We start from the raw sequence: 18,788 nt of genomic DNA, 5'->3' as shown, positions 1-18,788 counted from the left end.
GGGGTCAGCCTGCCTCAGTGGCAGGGAAAGCCCGTGGTGTGACGAACGTCATGCGCCGCGTCGTGCAGCGTCTGCGACTGGGCGAGACCGGTCAGGAAGACGCTCGAAGCGCCGAGGACGGTCACGAACAGGATCGCCATCAGGGCAGAGCCCGACTTGGCGGCGCTGAGCGAGGTGGAAGTGGTCATCGTGTCTCTCCTTGCCGTCACACCCGACGGCGCTACCTTCATTCCGTGCACGGCCGGTCTCCTGACTCGCGGGTCGCTGCGCCCGTTCCGCCTTCCCGATCCCAGGGGGATCAGTGGCATTCCGGAGGGGCGCTCGCCGCATACAGTCGCGGGGGCGGTGGGGTTGCAGGCCTTGCGGCCGGTCCCGGTTCCCGTTTCAGTCCGTGCCTTGCGACACGTCCACCTTGCCCAGCCCTTGTGATCCTGCAACCCCGTCGGGTCAAGCGCGAACTGCGACCCCGGCAGGCGCAGCCGCGACATCCTCAGCCCGGAATGCGGGCAATCGACTTGAAGCGCAGCCCACCGAGCGGACGCGCGTCGGCAAGCTCACCGTTGGATGATGCGGCATAGAGGGACAGGAACGTCATCAGGTCCGGCAGGTCGGCCTCGCTGGTCTCGCCAAAGAGATAGGCGGTCTTGCCCTCTTCCCGCACCGCCAGTGCTACGGGTCGCGCGCAGCCCTGCATGCAGGCGGCCGTCGCCACCTTGACCGGCAGGCCCGCCGCCTCGATCGCCTGCCGCAGCGCATGCAGGTAGCCCGTCGAATAGCCCTCGCAGGTCGCGCAGAGCGTGACCTTCACGGGGTATCCTCCATCAGCGGGCCATAGACGATCAGGGCAGGCGCATCGCCCGCGGCCTGTTCCAGAAGCGTGGCCAAGCTCGCCATCGTGTGCCGGCTCAGGCGCTGGTCGGGGTGGCTCACGTTCTCGGCCATCAGGCAGGGCGTTTCGCTCGGCAGACCCGCCGCGATCAGCCGTCCTGCCAATGCGGGAAAGGTGCGCTTGGGCATGAACACCACGGTCGTCGCTATGGGATCGGCCAGCGCCGCAAGATTCAGGTCGCCCGGCAGGGCGCCGGCCACGTCATGGCCGGTGACAAACTGCACCCGCCGTGCCGTCAGCCGGCGCGTCAGGGGAATTGCGGCGGCGGCGGCGGCGGCGGTGGCCGAGGTCACGCCGGGGATCACCTCGAAAGGGATGCCCGCCGCGCGCAGCGCGACGATCTCTTCCTCGAGCCGCCCGAATATGCCCGGATCGCCGGATTTGAGCCGCACAACCCGCGCGCCCGTTGCGGCGTAATCCACCAGCAGGCGGCTGACATGATCCTGCTTGGGCGAGGGGCGCCCTGCACGTTTGCCGACCGCCACCATATCCGTGCCGGGCCGCGCGAGGTCCAGGATCGGCCCCGCCGAGAGGTCGTCGAACAGCACCGCATCGGCCGCCTTCAGCCGGTTCACGGCCTTGATCGTCAGAAGCTCCGGGTCTCCCGGACCCGAGCCGACGAAGGAGACAAAGCCCGTCATGCGTCCTCCGCGATCAGATGGAAGAAGGTTCCGGTCACAAGGCCCCGGCGCGAGCCCGTCTCGGGTACCTCGGCGGCCTCGGCATCGGTGACGCGGGCGAGCGGCGCGTCGGGCTGCTCGAGGATCGTCGAGTAATGGAATTCATGCCCCCGCAGCGCCGCGCCCGGCCCGAAGCCCGGCATCGGCGCCAGGAGCTCGGCCCGCCGGTAGCCCAGATGCATCCGCCGCTTCTCGTAGCTCGTCACCAGCCCCAGAAGCCCCGCCATCCGGTGCCGCGTGCCGTCTTTGTCGATCAGCGCGTCGCCCAAGGCCATGTAGCCCCCGCATTCGCCATGCACGGGACGCGTTTCGGCAAAGGCGCGCAGGCCGTGGCGGAACCGTTCTGCCGCTGCCAGCCGCCCGCCATGCAGCTCCGGATAGCCGCCGGGCAGCCAGCACAGGTCCGCCGAAGGATCGGGCGCCTCGTCGGCCAGGGGCGAGAAGGGCAGGATCTCCGCCCCGGCCTCGCGCCAGCCGGCGACGAGATGCGGATAAGCAAAGGAAAAGGCCGCGTCCTGCGCCAGCGCGATCCTCTGGGCCGGGGGACGGGGCAGGGCGCCCGCCGCCCCTGCCGTCGTGCCAGCGGCCAATGCCGCCAGCGCCGGGACATCGACATGGGCCGACAGGAAGGCGGCATAGGCGACGATCGCGGCCTCGAGGTCGGGGTGTTCCACCGCCTGCACGAGGCCTAGATGCCGCTCGGGCAGCACAAGGTCGCCGCGCCGGGGCAGGGCGCCCAGCACCGTCAGTCCCGCCTGTTCCATCCCCAGCCGGGCAAGACGTTCATGCCGTGGGCTGGCCACGCGGTTCAGGATCACCCCGGCAAAGGGCAGGTCCGGGCGGTATGCCTGAAACCCGAGTGCCGTCGCAGCTGCCGACTGCGCCTGACCGCCCACATCGAGCACCAGCACCACCGGCCAACCCATCCGCGCCGCGATCTCGGCGCTCGCCCCGGTGCCGGTCGCCCCTTTGCTCGCGACCCCGTCGAAGAGGCCCATGGACCCCTCGGCGATCACGAGATCCGCGTCCGTCGCCCGATGCGCGATGGTATCGAGCAGCGCGGGCGCCATCGCCCAGCTGTCAAGGTTGTAGGAGGCGCGTCCCGCCGCCGCGCGATGAAAGGCGGGGTCGATGTAATCCGGCCCCGACTTGTAGGGCTGCACCGCCATCCCCCGGTCCCGGAGCGTGCGCAGCAGCCCCAGCATGACCGTGGTCTTGCCGGTGCCCGAGGCAGGGGCCGAGACGAGAAGTCCGGGAGGGAGGGGGGTCATGATCGGTCAGGCCAGACCGACGCGGACATGGCCGGGCTGGTGCCACGCAGGGACGCGTCATTGGTGTTGCGCCAGAGCTCAGCCATCGGCCCGCTGCGGTCGGAACCGCCGGTCATAATCGGTCGAATAGAGGCGGCTTTCGTTGAACCCCTCCGCCGCCAGCGCCGGTCCGACAAGGATCAGCGCCGTCCGCTCGACCCCATCCCCCATCGCCGCCTCGATGGTCGAAAGTGTCGCCCGCACGATCTTCTCGTCGGGCCATGTCGCGCGGTAGACGACCGCGACTGGACAATCGGCGCCGTAGTGGGGCGTCAATTCCTCAACGACTTTCCCAAGAACATGGATCGACAGATGAACGGCCAGCGTCGCCCCCGTCGCGCCGAAGGCCGCCAGCGTCTCGCCCGAGGGCATCGGCGAGGCCCGCCCCGAGGTCCGCGTCAGCACCACCGACTGCGCCAGTCCCGGCAGCGTCAGCTCGGCCCCAAGCGCGGCGGCCGCGGCGGCAAAGGACGGAACCCCCGGCGTCACGTCATAGGGAATGCCCATCTCGCGCAGGCGCCGCAGCTGCTCGCCCATGGCCGACCAGACCGACAGGTCGCCGGAATGAAGCCGCGCCACATCCTTGCCCTCGGCATGGGCCGCCGCGATCTCGGCCATGATCGCGTCGAGGTCCATCGGCGCGGTGTTCACGATTTTCGCCCCCGGCGGGCAATGGCGCAGGATCTCCTCCGGCACCAGCGAGCCCGCGTAAAGGCAAACCGGGCAGGCCGCGATCAGGTCGCGCCCGCGAAGTGTGATGAGGTCCGGCGCGCCCGGTCCGGCGCCGATGAAATGCACGGTCATGGGGTTGTCCTTTCCGCCAGCGCACAAGTTGCCATACGGTCGCGCGACACGGCGCGCGGCCCCAGAAGCGACGCGCCCGGGCCAGCCGCGACCAGCGCCGCCGCCTCGGCCACGCTGCCCGCGCCATGCGCCGCTCGCGAGGCGGCGCTTTCGGTTCTCGTATCGGCCTGCCGCAGGTCGTCATCGGCCACGGCCACCGCCGGCACCGCCAGCGCCTCGGCGAGTGCGCGGAAGGCCGGGTGCCCCGCCTTCGCTGCGGCAGTGGCGATCAGGCCCGGCGTTACGCCCGCCAGCGCCTCTTGCAGCGAGGCAAGCGTCGCCGCCTGACGAAAGCCGAACCCCGCCACGATCATCGCGTGACGCTCCATTGCACGACCGGATAACTCGCCTTCCAGCCGCGCTTCCGCCCAAGGGGCGCGGCCTCGGCGAGTTCGATCCGCAAGAGCGTGCCGCCTGCCTTCTCCTGCCAGACGGCAAACAGTGCCTCGCTTTCGATCGTCACGGCATGGGCGACCACGCGGGTGCCTTCGGGCAGGATGTCCCACAGATGGGTCAGCAGCTGCTCGGTCACGCCGCCGCCGATGAAGACCGCTTGCGGCAAGGGCAGACCCGCCAGCGCCTCGGGCGCGGTGCCACGCACGATCCGCAATCCGCCCACGCCCAGAACCCCGGCATTGGTCTCGGCCCGCTCCGCCCGCGCGGGGTCGGCCTCGATCCCGATCGCGCGGCAGGTCGGATGCGTCAGCATCCACTCGATGCCGATCGAGCCGGAGCCCGCACCGATGTCCCACAAAAGCTCGCCCGGACGCGGAGCCAGCGCCGACAAAGCCAGCGCCCGGACCGGCCGCTTGGTGATCTGGCCGTCATGGGCGAATAGATCGTCCGGCAGTCCGCTGGCCCGCGTCAACACGCGCCCGTCGCCCTCCACCTCGATGGCGAGGGCAACGGGATGCGCCACATCATCCAGATCATATGAATGGGCGTTCATCTTTCGCAGCCGCTCGCGCGGTCCGCCGACCGCCTCGCAGACGGTCAGATGGCTTGCTCCGAACCCCAAGGCGAAGATCCGCGTCGCCAACTGCTGGGCCGCCGCACCGTCCCGCAGAAGCGCGATGATCCGCTGACCGGGCGCCAGATGCGGCCGGATATCGGTCAACAGGGCAGCATGGAGGCCGAGGCAGGTTGTCCGCTCGAGGGGCCAGCCAAGACGCGCGGCGATCAGCGCGAAGGTCGAGGGCGCGGGGTGCGCCACCCATTCCTCGGGCTCAAGGTGCTTCGCCACAGAAGTGCCGGCGCCAAACCAGAACGGATCGCCCGAGGCGAGCATGACCACCCTTCGGCCCCGGAGCGCCAGCACGACCGGGATGCCATCGGCAAAGGGCACCGGCCATTCGATCGTCTCGGCCTTGAGGCCCGGCAGCAGCGCCAGATGCCGCTTGGCGCCCATGACGACCTCCGCCGCCTCGATAGCGGCGCGGCTTGCGGGCGGCAGGCCATCCGGGCCATCTTCGCCCAGACCGACAATCGAGAGCCACGGGGTCTCAGCCATGCGCAACATCCTGATCCTCGGCGGCACGACCGAAGCCACGGCACTCGCCCAGTTGCTGGCCGAGCGGCGAGAGCGAGCGGTCCTCAGTTATGCCGGCCGGGTGGACAGTCCGCGCGCGCAGCCTATTCCGGTGCGAACGGGGGGATTCGGCGGCGTGCAGGGGCTGGTCGAATATCTTTGCGTGAACAACGTCACGCATCTTGTTGATGCCACGCACCCTTTCGCCGCACAGATGAGCGCCAACGCAGTCGCCGGAGCGCGGCAGGCCGGCGTTCCGTTGGTCGCGCTGACCCGCCCTGCCTGGCAGCCGGTTCCCGGCGATGACTGGCAGCGTGTTCCCGACATTCCCGCTGCCGTTCAAGCGCTTGCGGGGGGTTCCCGACGCATTTTCCTTGCGCTTGGCCGGATGCATCTGGCCGAATTCGCCGCCCAACCCCAGCACCATTACATCCTGCGCCTCGTCGATCCGCCGGTCGGCCGACTGCCGTTGCCGGACGCAACGGTGATCGTCTCTCGTGGCCCCTTCACGGTCGAAGGCGACCGGGAGGTGATGCAGGACCACGGTGTGGATATCGTCGTCTGCAAGAACGCAGGCGGCGATGGGGCCTCGGCCAAGCTTGCGGCGGCGCGGGAACTGGGGTTGCCGGTCCTGATGATCGACCGCCCCGTCCTGCCACCCCGGCGCGAGGTGCATGAGGTGGCCGAGGTTCTGGAATGGCTCGATCATTCCGCGAACCTCGGGGTATAGACGATCGGGGCGAGGTCCGGCCTCTCGATGATCCGGGTGCGGCTGGAGCCGACGATGACCAACGTGCGCATGTCAGCCATCTCGGGCGTGGTCTCGGTCAGCGGCACGACGCGTATCGTCTCGTCGGGGAGAGAAACGTTGCGGGCAAAGATCACCGGGCGGGCATCGCCGCAGGCCTCTCTCAGAACTTCAAGAGTGCGCTCGAACCCCATGGGGCGGCTTGCAGATCGTGGGTTGTAGAAGGCCATCGCGAAATCCGCTTCTGCGGCAAGACGAAGCCGTTTCTCGATCACATCCCAGGGCTTGAGATTGTCCGACAGGTTGATGGCGCAGAAATCGTGCCCGAGCGGCGCGCCCGCGCGGGCCGAGGCGGCGAGCATCGCCGTGATCCCCGGAAGCACGCGGATGTCGATGCTGCGCCAGTCGCGTGGCCCGGCCTCCAGCGCCTCGAACAGCGCCGAGGCCATTGCAAAGACGCCCGGATCGCCCGAGGAGACGACAACCACCCGTTTCCCCTCGGCTGCCATCGTCAGGGCGTGCGTCGCGCGGTCCACCTCCACCCGGTTGTCGGAGGGGAGCAGCGTCAGGCCGGGACGCGGGGTCACGCGGGCGACATAGGGAATGTAGCCCACCACGTCGGTGGCCTCGGCCAGAGTTGCGGTCACCTCCGGGGTCACCAGCGCCTCGGCGCCAGGACCAAGGCCCGCGACGGCAACCCAGCCGGTCATGGCCGCCGTCCATGACCGTGGACGATCACGATGGAAAAATAGGGAGTTACGCCATCAACCTCAGACAGTCTGGAAACCCTCTGTCCCGGCATGGTGGCGTATTCGACGATCCAGGCATCGCCAAGTTTCCCGGCGCGTTCCAGCGCGCGGCGGACCTTGTCGATGTTGCGGCCGATCTTCATGACTACCAGCGCATCGGTATCCGCCATCCGCCGGGCAAGGTCATCCTCGGGCAGGGTTGCCATCAGCACGGTCAGCACGTCGTCGCCCCAGGTGATCGGCTGGCCCGTCGCCGTCCATGCACCGGACATGCCAGTGATGGCGGGCACGACCTGCACGGGATGGGTGGCGGACAACCGCGTGTAGAGATGCATGAAAGAGCCGTAGAAGAACGGATCGCCCTCGCACAGCACGACGACCTCCTCGCCGCGATCCGATAACTCGGCCAGATGCGCGGCGCAGTCGGCATAGAAGGAGGACAAGGCGGTGTTATAGGCGGGGTCTTCCAACGCGATCTCGGTCGTTACCGGGTATTCCATTGGGAATTCAACCGCTTCTGGGCCGATCATGCCATTGACGATCTGCCGTGCCTGTCCCGGTCGCCCGGCCTTGCGGAAGTAGGCGACGTGGCGCGCGCCGCGCAACAGGCGGTCGGCGCGGACGCTCATCAGGTCGGGCTCGCCGGGGCCGAGGCCCAACCCCCAGATCGTACCTTGATGAGCTTCGGGCGCGGTCATTCCTTGCGGCTCGCGATGGCGTTGACGGCGGCGACGGTGATCGCGGAGCCGCCCAAGCGGCCTTCGACGATCAGGCTCGGCACAGGTTGTTCGGCCCAGAGCGCGTCCTTCGATTCCGCCGCGCCGACAAAGCCGACCGGGCAGCCGATGATCGCGGCCGGGCGCGGGCAGGCAGGGTCTTCGAGCATGTTCAGAAGGTGGAACAGCGCGGTCGGCGCGTTCCCGATGGCAACGACCGATCCCGCCAGATGTGGCCTCCACAGCTCCAGCGCGGCGGCCGAACGGGTGTTCGCCATCCGTCTGGCAAGTTCCGGCACCGAGGGGTCGTGCAGGGTGCAGATGACCTCGTTGTCGGCGGGCAGGCGCGTGCGGGTCACGCCTTCGCTCACCATCCGCGCGTCGCAGAGGATCGGCGCGCCGGCCTCCAGCGCCGCGCGGGCGGCGGGGACGAAGCCGGGCGAGATCTTCACGAACCGCTCCAGCCCCACCATCCCGGCAGCGTGGATCATGCGGACCACGACCTGCTCCTCGTCGACGTCGAAGCGGCCGAGGTCGGCCTCGGCCCGGATCATGGCGAAGGACTGGCGGTAGATCGCGGCGCCGTCGGTTTCGTAAATGTGCATCAGGCGGTTCCGAGGGTCTGGGGCAGGGTCTCTGGCGAAAGGCCCGAGGCGATCGGGGCATCCCATGCCGCGCCGTTTCTGACAAGGTCGAATGCGCCGCCCCGGCCGACAAGCGCGACATCCGCCGTCGCGGCATGGGCGCAACCCTTGGCGCAGCCGGAAACGTGCACCGTTCCCTTGGCCAGCGGGGCGAGCCGGCGGGCGAGTTGGCGCGTCTCGACGGTGGAGGACGGGCAAAAGGGCGCGCCGGGGCAGGCCTCGACCCGGCGCAGCGGATCGGCGGGGTCGGTGATGAAGTCGGGCGTCGCGGCCGGCTGGCCGCCCTCGAGCAGCAGAAGGCGGTTGGGGCTGACGCGCAGGGCGGTGGCTCGGGTCGTATCCAGCAGCCGGGCGAGGGCGGCAGCCTCGATCTGGCCGAAGGCGACGCCATAGGCGGGGCCAAGAGCCGTAAGCCCCGGTTCCGGCAGGGAGGCGGGCGCGGCGGGGGCCGTGCCGGTGAATGCGGGCGGGAGGGGCATCGCCTCAAGATGGCGGGACATCCGCCCGGCCACCGCGCCGCCGGTCTCGGTGAACCAGTTTGCGAGGTCGATGAGGCGGTCGATGGCCTCGGCCTCGGCCACCGCTTGCCCGGTCGGGCTGCCATCGGCGCGCAGGATCAGGCTGCCGTCCGCCGCCCGCTCGAAGCGGAAATCGGCGGAGTGATGCGACAGGATCGGCGCGGGGCCGGTATCAATAGCGATCCCCATCTTCGGGGGCAGGTCGGGCAGATCGGCCAGCTGCGCGAGAAGGGCGTGGGTCAGCCGGTCGGTCAGGTCGCCGTCCGTCCATAGCGGCTGCACGAGCAGGTTCCGCCGCCCCTCGAGGCTCGGGTCGGCGTCGAGGAGTCCGAGCCTGTCGAGATCGGCGATCAGCGGATCGAGGCTTGCGGAAGTCACGCCCCGCAGTTGCAGGTTCGCCCGGCTGGTCAGGTCGATGATGCCCGAGCCGTGCTTCAGCGCGGCGTCGCAGAGGCCAATCGCCTGTTCCACCGTCAGCCGCGCCAGCACCGGGCGCACCCGCGCGATCAGCCCGTCGCCGGATTGCATCGGTCGGTAGGCGCCGGGGCACCAGCCCTTGACCTGCGGACGGGGTCTCATGTCAGACGCTCCAGATTGGCGAGGACCAATCCTGCTAGAATCGAATTCCTCCGGGTGCGCCAGAGGCCGGCGGCGTGCAAGGCGGCAAAACGCGCTTCCATTGCGGCGAGCGCCCCGGGATTCTCGCGGGCGAGGAAGTCGCGGACCTCCGGGTCGCCCAGTGTCGCGTCGTGGTAGAGGTCGAAGAGATGCGGCTCGACCGCGCCCGCCAGATGGGCAAAGGCCGCCATGTGATCGAGCGTCGCCGCGATCTCGGCCCCGCCGCGGAAGCCGTGGCGCATCATGCCGCGGAGCCAGTCCGGATGGGTGGCCCGGGCGCGGGTGACGCGGGCGATCTCTTCCTTCAGGGAGCGGGCGCGGGGCGTGTCGGGGTTGGTCGCGTCGAGATGCCAGAGCGCGGCCTTGCCCCCGGTCACCGCCTGCGCGGCGGCAAAGCCCGCCTCATGCGCGGCATAGTCGACGGCGAGCAGGAGGTCGGTCTCGGGCAGGTCCTGCAGGTGGACGAAGGCATCGGCCCCCGCGATGCGGAGTTCAAGTCCCGTCCGGTCGGGCGTGGGCTCCGCGCCGTCGAGCGCCCATTGGCTGGCCGATAGCCAGGCCTCGCCTGCGGCGCGGCGGCCCTCGTCGGTATAGTCCTCGACCGTCTCGCCCATGCCGAGGCCGTAGCTGCCGGGCGCGGGGCCATAGACGCGCGACTGCGCCGCGCGGCCGGCGAAGGGGTTCCAGTCGGGCGCCTCGTCGCGCCCGGCGAGGGCAGACACGGCCTGCCCGAACAGGGTGGAGAGCGTCGGGAACACGTCACGGAACAGGCCAGAGACGCGCAGGGTCACGTCGAGGCGCGGCCGGTCAAGCAGGGCGAGTGGCAGGATTTCGACGCCCGAGACACGGTCGGAACCGTCGTCCCAGACCGGTTTCGCGCCCAGAAGGTGCAGCGCCATGGCGAATTCCTCGCCCGCCGTGCGCATCGTGGCCGACCCCCAGAGATCGACGACCAGCCCCTTGGGGTAGTCGCCGTGATCCTGCAAATGGCGGCGGACGAGTTCCTCGGCCAGCTTCACGCCCTGCGCATAAGCGGCGCGCGACGGGACGGCGCGCGGATCGGTGGTGTAGAGGTTCCGCCCCGTCGGGAGAACATCGGCCCGGCCGCGATAAGGGGAGCCCGAAGGTCCGGGGGCGATGCGCTTGCCGTTCAGCGCGTCGAGCAGCGCCTGCCGTTCGGCAATCGCGCTGGCCCCGCCGCCCGGCTCGCCCGGCGCGGCGCGGCCAAAGACATGCAGCCCCTCGCCGAACTGGCTTTCCTTCACGTCGCAGACGAAGCGGTCGATGCGGGTGATCGCCTCGGCCGCCGACATCTCGGGCTGAAGGCCCAGATCAGCCTCCACACCCGCCGCCTGCGCCTCGTCGCGGATCGAGCGTTGCAGCCGGTCGCGGCGGGCGGGGTCGAGACCGTCGGCGTTCGAGAACTCGTCCAGCAAGCCTTCCAGCCGCCTCAGCTTCTCCGAGGTGCCCCCGACTTTCAGCGGCGGCGGAACATGACCGATGGTCACCGCCCCGATCCGCCGCTTGGCCTGTGCCGCCTCGCCGGGGTCATTGACGATGAAGGGATAGATCACCGGCAGATCGCCGGTCAGCGCCTCGGGCCAGCAGGCGTCGGACAGCGCGACCGACTTGCCCGGCAGCCATTCGAGCGTGCCATGCGCGCCGATATGGACGAGGGCATGGATGCGCTCGGCGCGGCGGAGCCACAGATAGAAGGCGACGTAGGCGTGGCGCGGTGTGCGCGAGAGGTCGTGGTATTCGGCGTCGCGGTGGTTCGGCGTCCCCCGCTCGGGTTGCAGCGCGACCAGCATGTTCCCGCGCCGGACAGCAGAGAAGCGGAAGGCGCCTTCGTGGACAGCAAGGTCCTCTTCGGGCGCCCCCCATGCGGCGGTCAGATCGGCGCGCAGGCTTTCAGGAAGGCGCGCAAGCTCTGCTTCGTAGGCGGTAACTGGCCAGTCCATCGTCTCAGTCAGGAGGTCCTCCGCCAGCGGACCCGCAGGCGAGCCAAGGTCGGCCAGCATCGCTTCGGCCGAAGCCAGCGCGTCGAGGCCCACGGCATGGGCCATCTGGTGCGCCTTGCCGGGGTAGGTGGAGAGTACAAGCGCAACCCTCCGCTCGGCCTCAGGCACCGTGGAAAGCCGCACCCAGCCCGCGACACGGTCGGCGATGGCCTCGATCCGGGGCCCATCCGCCTGATGGGCGTAGCGCGCGAATTCCAGAACCGGGTCGCGCGCGCCCGGCTCCTTGAACGAGGCGACCCCGGCGAAGAGGCGGCCATCGACCTCGGGCAGGACGACATGCATGGCGAGGTCGGCGGGCGACAGGCCGCGCGCCGACCCGTCCCAGGCTGCCCGTGTCGCCGTCGAGAGTGCGATCTGGAACACCGGCACGCCCGCCGCGTCGAGTGGGCTCGTCCCATCATCCCCGCGACCGGAGAAGGAGGTGGCGTTTACGATGGCCACAGGTTTCAGCGCTTCGGTCCAGCGCGCGAGCCAGCCCTTGGCACCCGGCGCTTTCAGCGACGGTGCGAACAGTCCGACGGGATCGAAGCCCCGCGCACGCAAGGCAGCGAACAGCGCCTCGATCGGGCCAAGGTCATGCGCCGCCACCCAGGCGCGGTAGAAGGTGACAAGGACGCGCGGCCGTTCTGCCGCCAGCATCAGCCCCGCCGGGCAGGCGACACCGGCCTCCGGTGTCCATCCCCCGACATCAGGCAGCACCTTCGCGCCGCGCACCGGGCCGGCATAAAGCCCTGCCGCCAGCGCCATCTGCGCCAGCGCCGCCTGCGCCGCTACCGCGCCGCCCTCGTCACAGAGATGCTGAAGGCGTTTCAGCGTCGAGGCGGGCAGGGTCGATACGGCGTCGAGGCGCGGGTCGGGCCGCCCGTCGGCGGGCAGCACGGCGAGCGCGATACCGCGCTCCCGCGCCAGCGCTTCGACCTGTTGCAGCCCGTAGGCCCAGTAAGGCACACCACCGATCAGGCGGATCAGGATGCCCTTCGCGCCCGAGAGCGTCTGCTCGACATAGGTATCGACCGACAGCGGATGCTTCAGCGCCGCCAGATTGGCAAGCCGCAGGCTGGGCAACGACCCCTTCGCCCGGTGCCATCCCGCCGCGAAGGCGCCAAGGTCGCTGTCCGAGAAGGATAGCACCACCAGATCGGCGGGGGTTTGCCCCAGATCGGTGGGAACCGCCGTCTCGTCCAGCCCGTGGCTTTCGCGGAAGATGACGTGCATCGCCTTACCTTACCCCGCAAGGACCGCGCGGATCGCGGCCTCGTCGATGTCGTCATGCTCGGCGATGACCACCAGCCGCCCGCGCCGTGCCTCGCCCGGCTCCCAAGGCCGGTCGAACTGCGTGCGCACCCGCGACCCGACCGCCTGCAGCAAGAGCCGCATCGGCTTGCCCGCGACGGCAGCATAGCCCTTGACCCGCAGGATGTTCAGCTCGCGCGCCAGCCGCTCGACCTTGGCCGCCAGCGCCGCCGGATCGGCCTGTTCGGGGATGTCGATCACGACCGAGTCGAAATCCTCGTGGTCATGGTCCTCCATCCCGTCATGATGCGAGGGCCGCGCGGCAAGGTCATCCTCCGCCGCCGCACCAAGGCCGAGGATCACGCGCGGATCCACCACGCCCTCGGCCACCTCGACCACCGGCAGTGGCCGCGGCGCCTCAGCCGCGATCACGGCGCGGGCGGCGGCCAGGCCCTCGACCCCTGCAAGGTCAGGCTTGGTCAGAAGCACGATGTCGGCACAGGCGATCTGGTCTTCGAACACCTCCGAAAGCGGCGTCTCATGGTCGATGGAGTCATCTGCCTGCCGCTGCGCATCTACTCGCTCCACATCCGGCGCGAACCGGCCCGCCGCCACCGCCTCGGCATCCGCCACGGCGATCACGCCATCGACGGTGATGCGCGACCGGATCGCCGGCCAGTCGAAGGCCTTCAGGAGCGGCTTTGGCAGCGCGAGGCCTGAGGTCTCGATCAGGATGTGGTCGGGCCGCGGGCTGAGTGCCATCAGCCCTTCGATGGTCGGGATGAAATCGTCGGCCACCGTGCAGCAGATGCAGCCATTCGCCAATTCGACGATGTTCTCCTCCGGGCAGTCGGGCAGCGCGCAGCTTTTCAGGATCTCGCCATCGACGCCGACATCGCCGAATTCGTTCACGACGACCGCCAGCCGCTTGCCTTGCGGGTTCTGCAGCAGGTGGCGCACCAACGTGGTCTTGCCGGCGCCAAGGAAGCCGGTGATCACGGTGACGGGGATCTTCACGAGGTCAGACATTCTGGGTCTCCAGCGGCGGGATGCGCGCGATGCAGTGTTTGCGGAAATGCTCGGGCCGCTCGCGCCACGGGATCAGCCCGTCAGGCGTGGCGGCATAGCGGGTGGCGCCGTCGATCAGCGCGTCGAGATGCAGGTCGGGGTCGATGTCGCCATAGACATAGGTCCAGCGGCCCGGTCCGCGCAGAGCGACGGAACAGCCGCGCTCGCAATTCGACAGGCACTCGACGGCCCGCACCGTGACGCCGGGCACGCCTGCCCGCGCCAGTTTGGCATGCAGGATCGCGCCGGGCCGCACCGGCCCCTCGGCCGGCGCGCCCATGATGCGACAGGTCGTGCAGATGAGGAGTTCGACCGAAGGCCGCGCGGCGCTCAGATCCATTCCGGCCCCCGGCTTCTTCTTGGCGAAAATACCCCGGGGGACTCCGCGCCGCAGGCGAGGAGGGGGGCAGCGCCCCCTTCCACGATCGGGGGCAGGTGCAACATCGGGGCAGGGCAGGGCCGCATCGTCGTCCTTCATTAGGCGGGGATCGGCGGGGCGGCACAGCTGCCGGACCGTCACCGGGGCACCCCGCCCGGTTGGTGTTCCATCACGCTGGCAGGTCTCCCGGCTTGCGGATCTCAGGTTGCCCTGTCGGTCGCCCGGCCTTCCCGGCATCTGCCAGTGGCGGTTGGGCGACCTCTCCGGTCACGGTCGCGGGGGCGGCTGTGCTTCGGGGGGCCCAGTCAGACGGGCCGCCCTAGCACATTCCCTTTTCACCTGTCATAGACAGGAACCAGCCCGCCACCCCTGCGCCAAGAGCCGCGCCCTGTCAAGCAGAAGGCCCCGAAGGCATGTCCGATCCGACCCCCGAAGAAGAGCGTCGCCACCGCGAGAAGAAGGCGAAGATCAAGGAGGTGCGCGACCGGATGATGGCGGAGAAGACCGGCGAGAAAGGTCTTGTCATCGTCCATACCGGACCAGGCAAGGGCAAGAGTTCGGCCGGGTTCGGCATGATCTTCCGCTGCATCGCGCATGGGATGCCCTGTGCGGTCGTGCAGTTCATCAAGGGCGCCTGGTCGACCGGTGAGCGGACGCTGATCGAGACGCATTTCGCCGACCAGTGCCGTTTCGTCGTGGCCGGCGAGGGCTTCACCTGGGAGACGCAGGACCTCGCGCGCGACAAGGCGATGGCAGCAGCCGGCTGGGAAACGGCCAAGCAACTGATCCGCGATCCCGAGATCCGCTTCGTCCTGCTGGACGAGATCAACATCGCGCTGCGTTACGATTATCTCGATATCGCCGAGGTCGTCGCCTTCCTGCGCGACGAGAAACCCGAGATGACCCATGTCTGCCTGACCGGGCGGAATGCCAAGCCCGAGCTGATCGAGATTGCCGACCTCGTGACCGAGATGGCCCAAGTGAAACATCCGTTCCGCGCCGGCATCAAGGCGCAGCCGGGGGTGGAGTTCTGAGAATGCGGCGATACGAATTTCCTGCGAAAATTCAGAGACGCCCAGATTCCGATTTTGCTACGCTAAATCATTCGGTTGCGGAGCGGTCATGATGCGCGCGATCATGATCCAGGGCGCCGGTTCCAATGTCGGAAAGTCGCTCCTTGTCGCGGGTCTTGCCCGGGCCTTCACCCGGCAGGGCCTGCGTGTGCGTCCGTTCAAGCCGCAGAACATGTCGAACAATGCGGCCGTCACCGTCGATGGCGGCGAGATTGGCCGGGCACAGGCGCTGCAGGCTCTGGCCTGCGGGGGCGAACCTCACACCGACATGAACCCGGTGCTGCTGAAGCCAGAGACGGACACCGGCGCGCAGATCGTGGTCCAGGGCAAGCGATGGGGCACGGCCCGGGCGCGGGACTACTCGGCGATCAAGCCGCGCCTGATGGCGCCGGTGCTGGAGAGTTTCCGCCGTCTCGGAGCCGACGCTGACCTCGTGATCGTCGAAGGGGCGGGCAGTCCGGCCGAAGTGAACCTCCGGTCGGGCGATATCGCCAATATGGGCTTTGCCCGCGCGGCGGGGGTGCCGGTCATCCTGGCCGGAGACATCGACCGAGGGGGGGTCATCGCGCAGATCATCGGCACGCAGGCGGTGCTTGACCCGGACGATGCCGCGATGGTGAAGGGATTTCTCATCAACAAGTTTCGTGGCGATCCTCGCCTTTTTGACGATGGTTATGCGATGATCGCGGCGCGAACCGGTTGGCGGGGACTGGGCGTCGTGCCCTGGTTTCCGCAGGCCCACCGGTTGCCCGCCGAGGATGCGCTCGATATTGCCGGCGCCGAACGGCGGGGCGGCCTCCGGATCGTCTGCCTGCAACTGGCGCGCATCGCCAACTTCGACGATCTCGACCCCCTGAAACTCGAGCCGGGCGTTTCGGTGCAGATGCTCCGGCCGGGCGAAGCTCTGCCCGGCGATACCGACCTCGTGATTCTGCCAGGGTCCAAGAGCACGGTCGGTGATCTTGCCTTTCTCAGGGCGCAGGGTTGGGACATCGACCTTGCCGCGCATCTGCGCAGGGGAGGGAGGATTCTTGGCCTTTGCGGCGGCTACCAGATGCTCGGTCGGCTCATCCACGATCCCGAGGGCATCGAGGGGGCGCCGGGAACTACCCAGGGTCTTGGCCTGCTCGACATCGAAACCACCATGTCGGCAGACAAGCGGCTGGAGCGGGTCGAGGGCCGGCATCAGCAGAGCGGCTCGCCGATATCGGGCTATGAGATCCACCTGGGCCGGAGCGAGGGGCCTGACCGCGCGCGCCCCTTCGCCGAGATCGACGGACAGCCCGAGGGGGCGATGTCGGCTGACGGGCGGGTGGTTGGAACCTATCTGCACGGCCTGTTCGGCGAGGATGGATTCCGGTCTGCCTGGCTTTCCGGGATTGGCGCGGCCCCATCGGGCCTGCGCTACGGGGCAGAGGTGCAGGTCACGCTCGATGCCCTGGCAGATCATATCGAGAGCGCGGTGGAACTCGATGCGCTTCTTGGGCTTGCCGCTGAGCTCTGACCCTTAGCGGCGGGCAAGTTCCGGGCGGAAGGCCGACACTGCCACACGGCGCGGGGCGACGGTGGTGCGAACCGGAATATCGGTCGCCTGTTGTGCCTCGGTCGGAATGCGGAGATGTGCAAGGCGCTCGGCATCCGATGAGGGCTTGCGGACCGGGGCGGCATCTGCCACCGAACCGAGAACCGCACCCATAAGCGAGACGACCAGGGACCCTGCGACCCAGTTCACCAGCGTTGCGCGACCAGCTTCACCGGGATTGAAGACCATCGCCACCACCATCCCGGTAAAAACTCCCAGGGCCCCTATGGTGAACACGATGAATGCAAGGCTTCCGGCACGTTCGGCAATCTTGTGGATCTTCATGGCGCAACTCCTTCAACTCGTGTGACGTCGGAGCCTTCTGCCTCCTGACGCATTCAAGAATCACTCGACATGAGACAATTTTAAGGCGAACGCCGTACGGTTGCGCGGCGACGGATCTTTTTTCTGCCTTGGGTTGTGTTCATTCCAACCCTGCCGCAGGCTTGGCTTGCACAGCACCGCGATATCGCGCTATGCGGCTTTCGGCGGGCGGTTAGCTCAGTTGGTAGAGCGTCTCGTTTACACCGAGAATGTCGGGGGTTCGAGTCCCTCACCGCCCACCAGTTTTCCTTACATGGCTCAGGCTCACCCGTTGCTCTTTACAACTGCGCCGGGCTGCCGGACAACGCTGGCGTTGACTGCTTGATGCACCGGCTGACCAGAAGAACCGCCTCGGGTGGAACGGGACTGACATGGATGAGACTTACGCAGAGCAGATTGCCACCTGGAAGGCGAGGCGCCTTGCCGATCTCAAGGCGGATGCGGGTTGGCTGAACCTGACCGACCGGCTGGAGGTGACCCCGGGGCGCTGGCGGGTTGGCAGGGCGGCAGACAATGATCTGGTTTTGTCAGTAGGGCCCGAGCATCTCGGTCTGCTGGATCTGCCAGTGGACGGTGCAGCGACCATTCTGCCGGAAGGGACTGGCACCGCGCTGCCGTTCCAGCCCGTGCCCGATGCCTATCCGCAGGTCCGGACCGAAGGGCTGATCCTTGAGCTTACCACTCTGGAGGGCACCTGGGCGCTTCGGGTTCGCGATTGCGATCCGGCAAACCGCGCGAATTTCCCCGGCCTGGCCTATTTCCCGCTTGATCCGACTTGGCGCGTCCTTGCCCGGTGGGAACCTCTGGCTACGCCGCGAACATTCGACATCGACATGGTCAACGGGGTGGCAACCCATGTCACGCTGACTCACCGTGCCAGTTTCGAGCGTGACGGCAAGACGTGGTCCTTGCTGCCGACCCATCTGAAATCAGGCAAGCCGATGTTCGTCCTGCGAGACCTCACTTCGAAATCCGAGACCTATGCTGCCTCGCGCTTTCTCTATGGAGAAGAGGCCGGGAATGGGACGATCGTCCTCGACTTCAACAAGGCCTTCAATCCGCCCTGTGCCTTTACCGACCTTGCCGTCTGTCCGCTGCCGCCGCAGGAAAACATTCTGCCGTTTCGCATCGAGGCGGGTGAGTTGATGCCGATCACTTAACCGGCCGGCCCTCAGGCCCCTGCAGCCACGGCGACGGCGGCAAAGTGGAGCGCCGCCGCGACGGCCACGCAGAGGTGCCAGATCGCATTGTGGAAGTGCAGGCTGTGCCATTTGTAGAAGGCGATGCCGGCAACATAGGTGACGCCACCCAACCCGATCAGGATCAGGCTCGCCGTCGGCAGGGCCGTCCAGGCCGGTTGGATCGCGGCGAGGCCCACACCGCCCAAGGCCACATAGGCGATCACCGACAGGCCATCGAACCTGCCGGGCAGACCGATCTTCACCACCGCGCCGAGGATGGCGCCGGTCCAGACCACACCAAGCAGTGCAAGGATCCAGATCCAGCTGTCGAATTGGATGACAAGCGCAGTGTAAGTGCCTGCGATCATTATGTAGATGGACGAATGGTCGAACCGCCGCAGAACCCACTTGATCGGGGAGGGCGGCACCATGTTGTAGGCCAGCGAAAAGCCGAACATCAGGAAATAGCCCGCGGCATAGACCGCGAGAGCCGAGAAGGTCCCTAGGTCCTGCCGCCAGAGCACCTGCGCCAGCAGGACCGAAAAGGCGACCAGCCCGGCGATCAGCGCCACAGCATGAACGATGCCGTCTGCCAGCAGTTCCTGCGCCGTGAAGGGCCGCTTGCGCAGGCGCGGATGGTTCTCGGGCAGGGTCATGGAGCCTCCTCTCGCGCGGGTCGCGTCA

General features: G+C 68.4%; 20 protein-coding genes, 1 tRNA gene and 2 riboswitches. Of the genes, 5 read left to right on the top strand and 16 right to left on the bottom strand.

What is annotated here, in order from left to right:
• Positions 1-14: 14 nt before the first annotated feature.
• The 7 genes from L0V05_RS15475 to cbiE form a co-directional block, all read right to left on the bottom strand.
• Positions 15-188, bottom strand: coding sequence for a CbtB domain-containing protein (locus L0V05_RS15475; RefSeq protein ID WP_234871974.1), 174 nt, complete (start codon positions 186-188; stop codon positions 15-17).
• Between the two features lie 34 nt (positions 189-222).
• A riboswitch (cobalamin riboswitch) is annotated at positions 223-430 on the bottom strand.
• 60 nt (positions 431-490) lie between these two features.
• Positions 491-808 (bottom strand): DUF1636 family protein, encoded by a 318-nt coding sequence (locus L0V05_RS15470; RefSeq protein WP_234871972.1) that lies wholly within the window; start codon positions 806-808, stop codon positions 491-493.
• On the bottom strand, positions 805-1,530 hold the full coding sequence (cobA, locus tag L0V05_RS15465; protein ID WP_234871970.1) for a uroporphyrinogen-III C-methyltransferase: 726 nt from the start codon (positions 1,528-1,530) through the stop codon (positions 805-807). Before cobA ends, L0V05_RS15470 begins: the two co-directional genes overlap by 4 nt.
• The gene (locus L0V05_RS15460; protein WP_234871968.1) at positions 1,527-2,840 is read right to left on the bottom strand and encodes a cobyrinic acid a,c-diamide synthase CobB; all 1,314 of its coding nucleotides are present in this window, start codon (positions 2,838-2,840) and stop codon (positions 1,527-1,529) included. Before L0V05_RS15460 ends, cobA begins: the two co-directional genes overlap by 4 nt.
• Positions 2,841-2,918: 78 nt before the next feature.
• The gene (gene cobM / locus L0V05_RS15455; RefSeq protein WP_234871966.1) at positions 2,919-3,683 is read right to left on the bottom strand and encodes a precorrin-4 C(11)-methyltransferase; all 765 of its coding nucleotides are present in this window, start codon (positions 3,681-3,683) and stop codon (positions 2,919-2,921) included.
• On the bottom strand, positions 3,680-4,036 hold the full coding sequence (locus L0V05_RS15450; RefSeq protein ID WP_234872232.1) for a cobalamin biosynthesis protein: 357 nt from the start codon (positions 4,034-4,036) through the stop codon (positions 3,680-3,682). The genes cobM and L0V05_RS15450 overlap by 4 nt, the downstream gene beginning before the upstream one ends.
• Positions 4,033-5,232 (bottom strand): precorrin-6y C5,15-methyltransferase (decarboxylating) subunit CbiE, encoded by a 1,200-nt coding sequence (cbiE, locus tag L0V05_RS15445; RefSeq protein ID WP_234871964.1) that lies wholly within the window; start codon positions 5,230-5,232, stop codon positions 4,033-4,035. The genes L0V05_RS15450 and cbiE overlap by 4 nt, the downstream gene beginning before the upstream one ends.
• On the opposite strand from cbiE, the gene L0V05_RS15440 reads away from it, so the two are divergent.
• Entirely contained in the window at positions 5,231-5,980 is a 750-nt protein-coding gene (locus L0V05_RS15440) for a cobalt-precorrin-6A reductase (RefSeq protein ID WP_234871962.1), read from the top strand. The two genes, cbiE and L0V05_RS15440, sit on opposite strands and share 2 nt — an antisense overlap.
• Here the strand turns inward: L0V05_RS15440 and cobJ are convergent.
• The 7 genes from cobJ to L0V05_RS15405 are packed head-to-tail and all read right to left on the bottom strand — an operon-like array spanning position 5,956 to position 13,905.
• Entirely contained in the window at positions 5,956-6,708 is a 753-nt protein-coding gene (gene cobJ, locus L0V05_RS15435; protein WP_234871960.1) for a precorrin-3B C(17)-methyltransferase, read from the bottom strand. The genes L0V05_RS15440 and cobJ overlap by 25 nt on opposite strands.
• On the bottom strand, positions 6,705-7,445 hold the full coding sequence (locus L0V05_RS15430) for a precorrin-2 C(20)-methyltransferase (protein ID WP_234871958.1): 741 nt from the start codon (positions 7,443-7,445) through the stop codon (positions 6,705-6,707). The genes cobJ and L0V05_RS15430 overlap by 4 nt, the downstream gene beginning before the upstream one ends.
• Positions 7,442-8,071, bottom strand: coding sequence for a precorrin-8X methylmutase (locus L0V05_RS15425; RefSeq protein ID WP_234872231.1), 630 nt, complete (start codon positions 8,069-8,071; stop codon positions 7,442-7,444). The genes L0V05_RS15430 and L0V05_RS15425 overlap by 4 nt, the downstream gene beginning before the upstream one ends.
• Complete coding sequence (locus L0V05_RS15420; protein WP_234871956.1) at positions 8,068-9,204, bottom strand: ferredoxin-like domain-containing protein; 1,137 nt, start codon at positions 9,202-9,204, stop codon at positions 8,068-8,070. The genes L0V05_RS15425 and L0V05_RS15420 overlap by 4 nt, the downstream gene beginning before the upstream one ends.
• Positions 9,201-12,479: a cobaltochelatase subunit CobN gene (gene cobN / locus L0V05_RS15415; RefSeq protein ID WP_234871954.1), complete on the bottom strand. Its 3,279-nt coding sequence runs from the start codon at positions 12,477-12,479 to the stop codon at positions 9,201-9,203. Before cobN ends, L0V05_RS15420 begins: the two co-directional genes overlap by 4 nt.
• A gap of 9 nt (positions 12,480-12,488) precedes the next feature.
• Entirely contained in the window at positions 12,489-13,526 is a 1,038-nt protein-coding gene (gene cobW / locus L0V05_RS15410) for a cobalamin biosynthesis protein CobW (RefSeq protein WP_234871952.1), read from the bottom strand.
• Positions 13,519-13,905, bottom strand: a complete 387-nt coding sequence (locus L0V05_RS15405; protein WP_234871950.1) for a DUF1636 family protein — start codon at positions 13,903-13,905, stop codon at positions 13,519-13,521. The genes cobW and L0V05_RS15405 overlap by 8 nt, the downstream gene beginning before the upstream one ends.
• A 198-nt stretch (positions 13,906-14,103) precedes the next feature.
• A riboswitch (cobalamin riboswitch) is annotated at positions 14,104-14,319 on the bottom strand.
• Between the two features lie 38 nt (positions 14,320-14,357).
• On the opposite strand from L0V05_RS15405, the gene cobO reads away from it, so the two are divergent.
• Together cobO and L0V05_RS15395 are read left to right on the top strand one after the other, a co-directional pair.
• A complete protein-coding gene (gene cobO / locus L0V05_RS15400) occupies positions 14,358-14,978 on the top strand; it encodes a cob(I)yrinic acid a,c-diamide adenosyltransferase (protein ID WP_234871948.1) in 621 nt (206 codons plus the stop codon).
• A 91-nt stretch (positions 14,979-15,069) separates the two neighbouring features.
• Positions 15,070-16,521: a cobyric acid synthase gene (locus tag L0V05_RS15395; protein ID WP_234871946.1), complete on the top strand. Its 1,452-nt coding sequence runs from the start codon at positions 15,070-15,072 to the stop codon at positions 16,519-16,521.
• Between the two features lie 3 nt (positions 16,522-16,524).
• Here the strand turns inward: L0V05_RS15395 and L0V05_RS15390 are convergent, their stop codons facing one another.
• Complete coding sequence (locus L0V05_RS15390; protein WP_234871944.1) at positions 16,525-16,884, bottom strand: hypothetical protein; 360 nt, start codon at positions 16,882-16,884, stop codon at positions 16,525-16,527.
• 205 nt (positions 16,885-17,089) lie between these two features.
• On the opposite strand from L0V05_RS15390, the gene L0V05_RS15385 reads away from it, so the two are divergent.
• Together L0V05_RS15385 and L0V05_RS15380 are read left to right on the top strand one after the other, a co-directional pair.
• A tRNA-Val gene (locus L0V05_RS15385) sits at positions 17,090-17,165 on the top strand.
• Positions 17,166-17,294: 129 nt separating this feature from the next.
• Positions 17,295-18,083: a DUF1684 domain-containing protein gene (locus L0V05_RS15380; RefSeq protein ID WP_234871942.1), complete on the top strand. Its 789-nt coding sequence runs from the start codon at positions 17,295-17,297 to the stop codon at positions 18,081-18,083.
• An 11-nt stretch (positions 18,084-18,094) separates the two neighbouring features.
• Here the strand turns inward: L0V05_RS15380 and trhA are convergent, their stop codons facing one another.
• Positions 18,095-18,760 (bottom strand): PAQR family membrane homeostasis protein TrhA, encoded by a 666-nt coding sequence (trhA, locus tag L0V05_RS15375; protein WP_234871940.1) that lies wholly within the window; start codon positions 18,758-18,760, stop codon positions 18,095-18,097.
• Positions 18,761-18,788: the final 28 nt, after the last annotated feature.

Origin of the sequence: Alitabrizicola rongguiensis (assembly GCF_021491355.1) — a bacterium.
Taxonomy (GTDB): Bacteria; Pseudomonadota; Alphaproteobacteria; order Rhodobacterales; family Rhodobacteraceae; genus Aliitabrizicola; species Aliitabrizicola rongguiensis.
This window is presented reverse-complemented; position numbering and strand designations above follow the sequence as displayed.

Excerpts from the sequence above, each read along its gene's own strand:
- L0V05_RS15475 (WP_234871974.1), bottom strand. The coding sequence starts at position 188 with ATGACCACTTCCACCTCGCTCAGCGCCGCCAAGTCGGGCTCTGCCCTG.
- cobA (WP_234871970.1), bottom strand. The coding sequence starts at position 1,530 with ATGACGGGCTTTGTCTCCTTCGTCGGCTCGGGTCCGGGAGACCCGGAG.
- L0V05_RS15460 (WP_234871968.1), bottom strand. The coding sequence starts at position 2,840 with ATGACCCCCCTCCCTCCCGGACTTCTCGTCTCGGCCCCTGCCTCGGGC.
- cobM (WP_234871966.1), bottom strand. The coding sequence starts at position 3,683 with ATGACCGTGCATTTCATCGGCGCCGGACCGGGCGCGCCGGACCTCATC.
- L0V05_RS15450 (WP_234872232.1), bottom strand. The coding sequence starts at position 4,036 with ATGATCGTGGCGGGGTTCGGCTTTCGTCAGGCGGCGACGCTTGCCTCG.
- L0V05_RS15440 (WP_234871962.1), top strand. The coding sequence starts at position 5,231 with ATGCGCAACATCCTGATCCTCGGCGGCACGACCGAAGCCACGGCACTC.
- cbiE (WP_234871964.1), bottom strand. The coding sequence starts at position 5,232 with ATGGCTGAGACCCCGTGGCTCTCGATTGTCGGTCTGGGCGAAGATGGC.
- cobJ (WP_234871960.1), bottom strand. The coding sequence starts at position 6,708 with ATGACCGGCTGGGTTGCCGTCGCGGGCCTTGGTCCTGGCGCCGAGGCG.
- L0V05_RS15430 (WP_234871958.1), bottom strand. The coding sequence starts at position 7,445 with ATGACCGCGCCCGAAGCTCATCAAGGTACGATCTGGGGGTTGGGCCTC.
- L0V05_RS15420 (WP_234871956.1), bottom strand. The coding sequence starts at position 9,204 with ATGAGACCCCGTCCGCAGGTCAAGGGCTGGTGCCCCGGCGCCTACCGA.
- cobN (WP_234871954.1), bottom strand. The coding sequence starts at position 12,479 with ATGCACGTCATCTTCCGCGAAAGCCACGGGCTGGACGAGACGGCGGTT.
- cobW (WP_234871952.1), bottom strand. The coding sequence starts at position 13,526 with ATGTCTGACCTCGTGAAGATCCCCGTCACCGTGATCACCGGCTTCCTT.
- L0V05_RS15405 (WP_234871950.1), bottom strand. The coding sequence starts at position 13,905 with ATGGATCTGAGCGCCGCGCGGCCTTCGGTCGAACTCCTCATCTGCACG.
- cobO (WP_234871948.1), top strand. The coding sequence starts at position 14,358 with ATGTCCGATCCGACCCCCGAAGAAGAGCGTCGCCACCGCGAGAAGAAG.
- L0V05_RS15395 (WP_234871946.1), top strand. The coding sequence starts at position 15,070 with ATGCGCGCGATCATGATCCAGGGCGCCGGTTCCAATGTCGGAAAGTCG.
- L0V05_RS15390 (WP_234871944.1), bottom strand. The coding sequence starts at position 16,884 with ATGAAGATCCACAAGATTGCCGAACGTGCCGGAAGCCTTGCATTCATC.
- L0V05_RS15380 (WP_234871942.1), top strand. The coding sequence starts at position 17,295 with ATGGATGAGACTTACGCAGAGCAGATTGCCACCTGGAAGGCGAGGCGC.
- trhA (WP_234871940.1), bottom strand. The coding sequence starts at position 18,760 with ATGACCCTGCCCGAGAACCATCCGCGCCTGCGCAAGCGGCCCTTCACG.